This window comes from Actinomyces sp. (genome assembly GCF_030524025.1).
Lineage (GTDB): Bacteria > Actinomycetota > Actinomycetes > Actinomycetales > Actinomycetaceae > Actinomyces.
The window spans coordinates 18,108-27,779 of record NZ_JAUNHI010000031.1; the positions used below are offsets into that span (position 1 = coordinate 18,108).

Sequence of the window (9,672 nt, forward strand, 5' to 3'; positions counted from 1 at the left end):
CCTCCGGCGGGATGTTGGTTGAGTGCCCCGATCTTGAGGAGCACCCCATGCAGGTCACCATCGGCATCAAGCACTCCCCCCGCGAGCTCACTGTGGAGACTTCGGCGTCCCAGGCCGAGGTGCTGGCCGCGCTGGCGGGCGCCTCGACCCAGGATGTCACGTTGACGGACGACAAGGGTTCGAAGGTCTTCATCCCCGCGGGCTCCCTGGCCTACGTCGAGGTCGGGGAGGCGACGCCGCGCCGCGTCGGCTTCGGGATCTGAGGCCGCGGGGCTCGGCTCTCCGGGCCGACCCCTCCCCACGTCCCCGGCGCATGGCTGCGTCGGGGTCACTGCTGAGACCTCCGGCACCATCATCGCGATGGGCCCGACGTCCTACGTCCTCGTGGCGATGCCGTGTCTCGAGGATCGGTCCGCACAACGATCGTGTAACCATCGTCCGTTCAACCCATGTAGCACAGGTCACAGAACTAGGCTGAACTCATCGTCCGGGACAGATTCGAAGGACCCCCATGACCCTGAGCGAGGCAGCCCAACGCGTGTGGGCGAAGTCCGGCTATGACCCTGAGCGCAGGCAATGGCTCCCCCTGTGGCTCCACCTCCTTGACGCTGCGGCCGTTGCCGAGCACCTGGCACGGTCCTGGCTCGCCCCCACGATCCAGGACCTCATCAACCGGGAGATGGCGGGGTCCCCAACCGGACTGCCCCCCACCGACGAATTCTGCCGTCTTGCCTCCTGGGTCGCCGGAGTTCACGATATCGGCAAGTGCACCCCGGCCTTCTCCACCCAGGATCGCTACCTGGACGACCGCATGCGGGAGGCCGGCCTGACCCACGAGCAGATCGACCCCCTGGAGCGTCGCAAGGCTCCCCATGCGCTGGCCGGACACCGGACCCTTGAGGAATGGCTCATGGACGAGTGCGGCTGGGACTTGGATCCCGCTCAGGCCCTCGCCTCCGTGGTCGGGGCTCACCACGGCATCCCGGCCACCGACGCTGCTCTCAACGAGACCTACGGCCGCGAACACCTCATCGGCGAAGATGAGTGGGCAGCGACACGCGGCGAGCTCCTGGACCTGGTGACCGCCCGCACGGGCGCGATGCCCCTCCTGGCCCACTGGGCACGGCGGTCATGGTCGCAGCCCTTCCTCGTCGTGTTGTCGGGGCTTGTCATCGTCGCCGACTGGATCTCCTCCACCGAGGACTACTTCCCTCTGGTCCCCCGCGAGGACACGGGCGCCCGGCTCTTCCCACCCGAGGTACACGCCCGTCGCGTATGTGCCGGATGCGACCGACTGGAGATTCCCTCGCCCTGGCGGCCCCGGGATGAGGGCGCTGATGCTGACTCACTGCTGGCTGATCGCTTCGACCTGCCACCGGATGCCCGAGCCACGGTAGTCCAGGCCGGCACGTTAGCGGCGGCCCGCACCATGAGGCTGCCGGGGCTCCTCATCGTCAATGAGTCCACCGGGGGAGGCAAGACCGAGGCCGCGCTCTTGGCGGCCGAGGTGCTCGCCGCGCGGACCGGTCGCGCCGGGGTGCTCTTCGCGCTGCCGACCCAGGCGACGACGGACGCCATGTTCTCCCGCGAACTCGCCTGGTTGGAGCGCATTGAGACGGCCTACGCCGGCGAAGGAGCGCCGTCGGACTTCGCTGTCCAGCTCCTGCACGGCCGCAGCCGCCTCAACGAGGAGGCCGCTGTTCTGCGACGGCGCGGGTATCAGATCCACGACCGGTTGCACGGGGCGCTGGGTGGCGATGGCGACTCGATCCCACACCCCACCGGAATCGGCTGGGACGAGATTGTGTCGAAATCTGTGCCTCATACCGAGGCCGAGAGAAGGCGACAGGCCGACCTGGCGATCATGGCGTGGTTCAACGGCCGAAAGAAGGCAATGCTCTCGGATTTCGTCGTCACCACGGTCGATCATCTGCTCTTCGGGGCGATGCGCTCCCCTCATCTGGCCATGCGTCATCTCGGGCTGTCGCGCAAGGTCGTCGTCGTGGACGAAGTACACGCCTACTCCACCTACATGAACGTCTACCTCGACCGGACGCTGACATGGCTTGCCTTCTACGGGGTACCCGTGGTCCTCCTGTCGGCGACTCTGTCCGAGGCACGATGCTCAGAGTTGGTCGCCGCCTACCGCCATGGCCTCGATCTTGCCGCGGGACAACAGACGAGCCCAGAGCCCGAGACTATCCAGACATCCTTCCCCTGCCTGGTAACCGCTGGCGCTGAGAGGGTTGAAGTGGTTCCGATGTCCTCGACTGGCCGGCACAACGTCATCCACTTGGCGCGGCTCCGAAAGGACTCACTGGTACCTCTCCTCCAGGACGCACTGGCGGACGGTGGCTGCGCGCTGGTGGTTCGCAACACGGTGAGACGTGCCCAGGACACCTACGACGAACTGCGGGAGTACTTCGGCGAGGAGGTCAGCCTCACCCATGCCCGCTTCACCATCGCCGACCGCCAGGCGAAAGACGCTGATCTTCTTCGCCACTTCGGGCCGCCGAGGAACACCCTGGACCGACCGCATCGGGCGATCGTGGTCGCCACCCAGGTGGTCGAGCAGTCTCTCGACGTGGACTTCGACCTCCTCGTAACCGATCTGGCGCCCATCGACCTGTTGCTCCAGCGCATGGGGCGCCTGCACCGTCACGACCGCTCACGCCCGGCCCAGCTCAGCACGCCCGTATGTTACGTCGACTGGCTGCCCTCGGAGTCTTCCTCTGACCCGTCCTTGGAGCCGGGCGCAACGGCGATCTACGGCGCCCAGGACATGCTCCTGAGCGCCGCCGCGGTGGACAGGATCCTTTCGGGCGCTGGCACCGTCACTGTCCCCGACGACGTCCATGACCTCATCGAGGCTGTGTACGGACCAGCCCCCCAGGCACCGCAGCCGTGGACAGAGGCATTGCATGCGGCCCGTCAGAAGCATGAGGCGGACAACCGCGCGAAGCACAACTCGGCTCACGGGTTCCTCCTCGACCCACCCTCGCAGGCCGGCGCGCAGGAGGCCTCTCTGGTCGGCTGGCTGCACACGACGGCCTCGGACAACGAGGAGAAGGGGCGGGCCCACGTCCGTGACGGGGAGGACTCCCTGGAGGTCATCCTCTTGGACCTGCACCGGGAAGGCGGCCAAGAGGAGCTGCGCACCCTACCTCACGCCCCGGGCGCCGCTGGGGTGATCGTCCCCGACGACAGGGTCCCCGACCGCGAGGTCGTACGCGCGATGGTCATGTCGGCCGTACGACTGCCACCACGCCTGACCAACCCTCGGAAGATCGACGAGGTCATCCGGCAACTCGAGATTCGTGTCGTACCCGCTTGGCAGTATGACTCACAGCTTCGCGGACAGCTGTTCCTGCTCCTGGAGAACGGTCGCGCGCAGCTGGCCGACGTCACGCTCGAGTACTCCCCCACCACAGGGCTCAAGGAGGTCCATCCCACATGACACCAACCTTCAATCTATTGGACGAGCCGTGGATTCGGGTCTCCCGGCTCGACGGCTCCTCGGATGAGGTCTCCTTGCTCGCGCTGTTCCGGCAGGCGCAAGACATTGGTGGGATCCACGGCGAGATCGCCAGCCAGGACGTCGCGATCCTGCGCCTGCTCCTGGCCATCTGCCACCGAACCATGGGAGGACCGCCAGACCTTGCCACCTGGAGGCGGTACTGGGACGATCCTGACCTCTTGGCGGAACACGCGACGGTCTACCTGGAGCGATACCGGGATCGTTTTGACCTCCGAGACCCACAGCGCCCCTTCTTCCAGGTCGCAGGCCTCCACTCCGCCTCGAGGAAGGCCGATATCTACGACATCGGTGAGATCATCGCCGATCTACCCAAACCCGGGAGGCGTCTATTTACCCAAAGAACCAGTTCTGAGAGTACAACTCTCCCCTGGCCAGAGACAGCTAGATGGTTAATCCATCTACACGCCTACGACGGTCCGGGAACGCATTCACTGGCGGACGGTGACACCAATCCAAACAGTCGTTATGCATCGAAAGGTTATCTCGGGCAAATAGGGGTGGTTTACATCGAGGGAGACACCTTACGCCACACATTGATACTGAATACGGTTCCCGTCGACCTGGCCACCAAAAACCACGGGCCCACCATCATCAATGATACACCTCCGTGGGAAAGAGACCCTGACGACGCACGCGGCAAGATCGAAAAACCGCTCCGCGGCCCCGCGTCGTGTTACACCTGGCAGTCGCGCCGAGCGATAGTTGAAGGAACCGAAACCGGCTCAAACCGATTTTTTTTCTCCAATGGCGACGAAGTAGGCCTCACAAACGGCTTCTCATTCGAGTTCATGACGTCATGGAAACTTCCCAGCAAGAAACGGGTCTTCTTACCTCAGATTCCCAGCATCGAAGAGGCTGCCTGGCGTCGCCTCCCTTCGGTGCTGCCGCAACTAGATCACACCACCAGATTTCGACCGCCGGAAGTCGTCAACTTCTACAGCCGTCTAATTCAACGACGACTTGCACCCCGAACACCGCTCATGAAGATTCACACAACAGCTGTCGTCTATCAGAATGACCACATAAAAGAACTGATAGACGATGAGATCGACATTCCACAAAGATTACTCGACAAAACATCTCTTAGAATGATGACCGTCGTCCGAGACGCAATGAAACAGACGAAGGACGTGGCGGATGCTCTGCAAGAATTAGCAGCGAACCTCGATCATGCACGCGGAAAAATCTCAAACACCTCATCAGGGGCACGCAACCGTGCCAGCGAAACCTTTTATCACGTCATCGACGAAGAGTTCCCCCGCTGGCTGGCCTCACTTGATGGCGCAGACCCAGATACGGCCCGCGACCAATGGCGCTCGCTTCTGCGTTCCACGGCTGAGCAACAGCAGGACACACTCGTCTCGACGATGCCACCGACCGCCTTTGCCGGCCGCGGAGAGGGAAAAGGCCGCATGGATGTCAGCCGCGCTCTGTACTTCTTCCGTTCCGCGTTGGACAGAGCCCTGCCCCGACCGACCTCCACGACGCCACGCGACAAAGACGAGGAAAGGACACCCTCATGACCGCACCGGACACCAATGACACCAAGGATGAGACTGATGGCGTCTCCCCGGAGCACCGGCGGCAACGTCGACTGCGTACCGCAGCAGGACACACTGTCGACAGGCGAGTCGGCGGACGGTATGGCCTTCAGAGGCGGTACCTCAACAACGAGTCCCGCGCTCGAGCCGACATGGCGGCGCTCCGCAAAGCCGCAAACAAGGCTCCCGGTGAACTTCCCGAGATCTGGGAGCTGACGCGGGTCCAGGTCGCCGACAATGCCGGCGATGCCCCGACCTGGGAGGAAATCGCCGTCCACGCCTCCATGACCATGTACGCCGTCCATCAACAGTCCAAGACCGACCCTATGTTCCGGCCTGGTGTTGGGCTTGGGCGGGCGGCACGCGAACTCGTCGGCAGGGATGAGGAGAACCCGTCCGCCCGAGCACGTTTCAACGCACTGGTGACATCAGCCACCATCACCGAGTTGCGTCACCACGTGCGGAGCTTCATCTCCCAGCTGCGCGCCCAAGGCATCAGCGTGGACCACGCCATGTTGGCCGACGATCTCGTCGACTTCCAGCGCCCTGGCGGGGCCAAGAGCGTCCGACTGAGATGGGCGCGTCAGTACGCCTCGATACCAATCACCGACGACACCACCTCGGCGTCCAGTACCCCCCTCGCCCCCACCACCTCTAACCCGGAGATCTGAGCATGAGCACCTACGTCGACATCCACATCATCCAGAACCTGCCGCCGTCCTGCGTCAACCGGGACGACTCGGGCTCACCGAAATCTGCCGTCTACGGCGGGGTGCGCCGCCTGCGGGTCTCCAGCCAGTCCTGGAAGCGTGCGACGCGCCTGTACTTCAACGATTTGCTGAATACCTCTGACGTCGGGATCCGTACCAAGCGAGTCGTTGAACTCCTCGCAGCAAAAGTCACCGATCGGGCACCCGAACTCGCAGAGTCCGCGCTACCCCTGGCGGAAAGCGTGTTCAAGGCGACCAAGATCAAGCTCTCACCGCCAAGAGGGAAGAAGGATGCTCCCCAGGAGTCCGGCTATCTCCTGTTCCTGTCGACCAGCCAGGTCGCAAGGCTGGCCGAACTCGCCATCTCGTCGGCTCGCTCAGGCGACAGTCTCGACGTCAAGGAGGTCAAGAAGATCTTCAAGGAGGCCCATGCCGTCGATATCGCACTGTTCGGCCGGATGGTCGCCGACGACACCGACCTCAACGTCGACGCGGCGTGCCAGGTTGCCCACGCCATCTCCACCCATGCGGCGGATAACGAGTATGACTTCTTCACCGCCGTTGACGACGAGAAGTCTCGTTCTGAGGAGGAGGACGCCGGGGCGGGAATGATGGGCACGGTCGAGTTCTCATCGGCTACGATGTACCGCTACGCCACAATCAATCTTGACATGCTGGTGGAGAACCTCGGGGACCGCGCAGCTGCGCTGCGCGCCCTGGAGGTCTTTGTCAAGGGCTTCTGCCTTTCGATGCCCACGGGGAAACAGAACACTTTCGCCAACCGCACGGTGCCGGAGACAATCCTCGTCTCGGTCCGGGATGACCAGCCAGTCTCCCTTGTAGGTGCGTTCGAAGACGCCGTCCCCCGGGATGAGAGGCGCGGTTATCTTAATCGCTCGGTCGACAAGATGGCGCGCCACGCCAAGGAGATCGAGGACAACTACGGTCTGCGTCCGGTCTCGAGTCTGGTCGTGGCACTCAAAGACTCCGATGCAGTCTTGGAGCTCGGTGAGCGCGTCTCGTTCGCAGATCTGCCTGTGCGAGTGCGTGAGGTCGTGGAGCCGCGGCTGGTGGGCGAGGAGTCGGATTGATGACCGCATTGCTTCTGCGGCTTGCGGGCCCGATGCAGTCCTGGGGGGTGAAGTCGCGCTTCACGGTTCGGGCCACCGAGCTCGCCCCTACGAAAAGCGGGGTGATCGGCATGCTCGCCGCCGCCGTCGGACGACGTCGCACCGACCCGATCGAAGATCTTCTCTCGTTGCGCTTCGGGGTGCGCAAGGACCAACCCGGCACGGTCGTCCGGGACTTCCATACTGCGCGCTCCCTCGACGGCAAGGTCTCCATGCCGCTGTCGCATCGCTACCACCTGGCCGATGCCGTCTTTCTGGCAGGAATCGAGGGCGATCGCGGGCTGCTGGAGGGTCTCGATGAGGCATTGCGGCGTCCGGCCTTCCCCCTCTACCTCGGTCGACGCTCTTGTCCACCGTCGCTCCCGGTGTCACTGGGATTGCGGGACGCGCCGTTGCTCGAGGCGCTGACGTCCGAACCGTGGCAGGCATCCGTCTGGTTCGTCAAACGTCGTAATGCCGCTTTTCAGGCGGAGGTGATTATCGACCAGGCCGCGGTGCCGCCCCAGGACCGCCGCTCATCTCTCGGCACGCGCGACGTCCCCGTGTCCTTCGACCCGCGGCGACGTGACTACGGATTCCGGGAGGTCGAGCGTCTCCTGGTCCCCGTGGGGCCACTGCCAACAGATACGCACGACCCGATGGCGGAGCTGGAGGAGGACAACCAGTGTTCCTGACGAGGATAGAACTCGATCCGGGGCGCCGGCTGGCACGCAAATACCTCGGCTCCCCTCAGGTCATGCACGCCGTCATCATGAAGGCGGCGGGCGATGCTCCCCCGGAGGGCCCTGGACGAGTCCTGTGGCGGGTCGACCGCGGGGCAACGACATTGCTGTACCTGCTGACACCGGTGGAACCCGACTGCGAGCAGATTCTCACTGAGGCCTGCGCCCCGGGCCAGCAGGCGCGGACGCTGGACTACTCGCCGTTCCTGGGGCGACTGGACACCGGTCAGGTCTGGGCGTTCCGCCTCACTGCGAACCCGTCGCGTGCCGTCCCCCAAGGGGCGGGGGCTCGAGGAAAGCGCTTCGGACATGTCACGATCGAGCAACAGCGCACATGGTTGGTCGACCGTGTGCCCGGATACGGATTCGAGCTCCTGCCGGCCGCCGGAGATGCAGCCGAGTCCTCACTCACCGTTGTGCGCCGCGCACGCCCGGTGTTCGGAAGGGAGAACCCCGAGCAGGGCCGCCTCGATCGCGTGACCATCAACCAGACCGTCTATGAGGGACGGATGCGGGTCACGGAGCCGGATACCCTGCGTCAAGCCCTTGTCGAGGGGATCGGCCGCTCCAAGGCATATGGCTGCGGTCTCATGACGCTGGCCCGACCCCACCAGGGGTGAGGTCCGTGGCACGGCTTCCACCCATTCCCGTGACGGCGCTGCCCAGGACGCAGGACCGCATGTCGTTCCTGTACCTGGAGCACTGCGTCGTTCACCGGGAGGACGGCGCCCTCACGGCACGCGACGACAAGGGCACGATCCGTGTGCCTGCGGCCTCACTGGTGGCGGTCTTCTTCGGACCGGGAACCTCGGTGAGCCACCAGGCGATGAGCCTGTTGGGTGAGTGCGGGACGACGGCGGTGTGGGTCGGCGAGCGAGGCGTGCGCTACTACGCGCACGGCCGCTCGCTGGCAACATCGACCAGGTTGCTCGTTGAGCAGGCCAGCAGAGTGTCGTCCCCGCAGAAGAGGCTCCGCGTCGCACGGGACATGTACCTCATGAGGTTCCAGGGTGAGGACGTCGAGGGCCTCACCATGCAACAGCTGCGTGGCCGCGAAGGAGCCCGTGTCCGTGAGGTGTACCGGGAGAACTCGCGGCGCACCGGCGTCCCGTGGACCCGTCGGGACTACCGACCGGACGACTTCGAGGCATCCGATCCGATCAACCAGGCCCTGTCAGCTGCTCATGCCGCTCTCTATGGCGTCGTGCACGGGGTGATCGTTTCTCTGGGCTGCTCGCCCGGGCTCGGCTTCGTCCACACCGGGCACGAACGGTCCTTCGTCTACGACGTCGCCGACTTGTACAAGGCGGAGACGACAATACCGATCGCCTTCGATGTCGTCGCCGAGGGGATGGAGGATCTCACGGGCACGACCCGGAGGAGGGTGCGCGACAGGATCTTCGAGCTGAGGATCATCGAGCGGACCGTCAAGGACGTTCATCGCCTGCTTGGCGCCGAGGAGTCCGAGGATCTGACCGTCAACGTGGTCTCCCTGTGGGACTACCAGAGGCAGATCGTCGCCGGAGGCTCCAACTACGCCGAGGAGGCCGGCGGATGGTAGTGCTTATCCTCTCGGCCGCGCCCGCCGCGCTGCGCGGGGCGATGACCAGGTGGCTGCTCGAAGTCTCGCCCGGGGTGTTCGTCGGGCACCTCTCGGCCCGGGTACGCGACCAGGTGTGGGAGCTGATCCGTGCCTACATCGGCGACGGACGTGCGCTTCTCATCTGGTCCACCAGGTCCGAGCAGCGCTTCTCGGTCGCCTCGCTCGGCCACGAGCGCGAGCCCGTCGACCTTGAGGGATGCCTGGTCATGCGTACCCCGTACCGTCAGATCGAAGGGCCGACACCGATCCCCGGCGCAGTCAAGCCCGCCAAGGAGTCCTGGTCGATCGCAGCCCGGCGACGCCGGTACCGCAGCGCAACCGAGCGAGCACTAGGTCAGGAGTGAAGCAGAACGGCATCGGATGGGGTACCATCCCGTTGGAATCACGCCACTTGCCAAGTGTTGACCCCGCGCGAGCGGGGATGATCC

9 protein-coding genes are annotated in these 9,672 nt (G+C 64.6%); all 9 read left to right on the top strand.

The window, feature by feature from the left end:
- Positions 1 to 47: 47 nt before the first annotated feature.
- The 9 genes from Q4C85_RS10110 to cas2e all read left to right on the top strand — a co-directional run bounded on the left by Q4C85_RS10110 (position 48) and on the right by cas2e (position 9,588).
- Entirely contained in the window at positions 48 to 263 is a 216-nt protein-coding gene (locus tag Q4C85_RS10110; protein WP_303141780.1) for a DUF3107 domain-containing protein, read from the top strand.
- 248 nt (positions 264 to 511) lie between these two features.
- Complete coding sequence (gene cas3, locus Q4C85_RS10115; protein WP_303141782.1) at positions 512 to 3,457, top strand: CRISPR-associated helicase Cas3'; 2,946 nt, start codon at positions 512 to 514, stop codon at positions 3,455 to 3,457.
- On the top strand, positions 3,454 to 5,061 hold the full coding sequence (gene casA, locus Q4C85_RS10120; RefSeq protein WP_303141783.1) for a type I-E CRISPR-associated protein Cse1/CasA: 1,608 nt from the start codon (positions 3,454 to 3,456) through the stop codon (positions 5,059 to 5,061). Before cas3 ends, casA begins: the two co-directional genes overlap by 4 nt.
- Complete coding sequence (casB, locus tag Q4C85_RS10125) at positions 5,058 to 5,750, top strand: type I-E CRISPR-associated protein Cse2/CasB (RefSeq protein ID WP_303141784.1); 693 nt, start codon at positions 5,058 to 5,060, stop codon at positions 5,748 to 5,750. Before casA ends, casB begins: the two co-directional genes overlap by 4 nt.
- Positions 5,751 to 5,752: 2 nt before the next feature.
- Entirely contained in the window at positions 5,753 to 6,880 is a 1,128-nt protein-coding gene (gene cas7e / locus Q4C85_RS10130; RefSeq protein WP_303141786.1) for a type I-E CRISPR-associated protein Cas7/Cse4/CasC, read from the top strand.
- Positions 6,880 to 7,593, top strand: coding sequence for a type I-E CRISPR-associated protein Cas5/CasD (cas5e, locus tag Q4C85_RS10135; protein WP_303141788.1), 714 nt, complete (start codon positions 6,880 to 6,882; stop codon positions 7,591 to 7,593). Before cas7e ends, cas5e begins: the two co-directional genes overlap by 1 nt.
- Positions 7,584 to 8,261, top strand: coding sequence for a type I-E CRISPR-associated protein Cas6/Cse3/CasE (cas6e, locus tag Q4C85_RS10140; protein ID WP_303141789.1), 678 nt, complete (start codon positions 7,584 to 7,586; stop codon positions 8,259 to 8,261). The genes cas5e and cas6e overlap by 10 nt, the downstream gene beginning before the upstream one ends.
- 5 nt (positions 8,262 to 8,266) lie before the next feature.
- Complete coding sequence (gene cas1e / locus Q4C85_RS10145; protein ID WP_303141790.1) at positions 8,267 to 9,202, top strand: type I-E CRISPR-associated endonuclease Cas1e; 936 nt, start codon at positions 8,267 to 8,269, stop codon at positions 9,200 to 9,202.
- Positions 9,196 to 9,588 carry a type I-E CRISPR-associated endoribonuclease Cas2e gene (gene cas2e / locus Q4C85_RS10150; RefSeq protein ID WP_303141791.1) on the top strand — a complete coding sequence of 131 codons (393 nt, stop codon included), beginning with the start codon at positions 9,196 to 9,198 and terminating at the stop codon, positions 9,586 to 9,588. Before cas1e ends, cas2e begins: the two co-directional genes overlap by 7 nt.
- Positions 9,589 to 9,672: the final 84 nt, after the last annotated feature.

Coding starts and splice junctions, on each gene's coding strand:
- cas5e (WP_303141788.1), top strand. CDS start 6,880: ATGACCGCATTGCTTCTGCGGCTTGCGGGCCCGATGCAGTCCTGGGGG.
- Q4C85_RS10110 (WP_303141780.1), top strand. CDS start 48: ATGCAGGTCACCATCGGCATCAAGCACTCCCCCCGCGAGCTCACTGTG.
- casB (WP_303141784.1), top strand. CDS start 5,058: ATGACCGCACCGGACACCAATGACACCAAGGATGAGACTGATGGCGTC.
- casA (WP_303141783.1), top strand. CDS start 3,454: ATGACACCAACCTTCAATCTATTGGACGAGCCGTGGATTCGGGTCTCC.
- cas3 (WP_303141782.1), top strand. CDS start 512: ATGACCCTGAGCGAGGCAGCCCAACGCGTGTGGGCGAAGTCCGGCTAT.
- cas7e (WP_303141786.1), top strand. CDS start 5,753: ATGAGCACCTACGTCGACATCCACATCATCCAGAACCTGCCGCCGTCC.
- cas2e (WP_303141791.1), top strand. CDS start 9,196: ATGGTAGTGCTTATCCTCTCGGCCGCGCCCGCCGCGCTGCGCGGGGCG.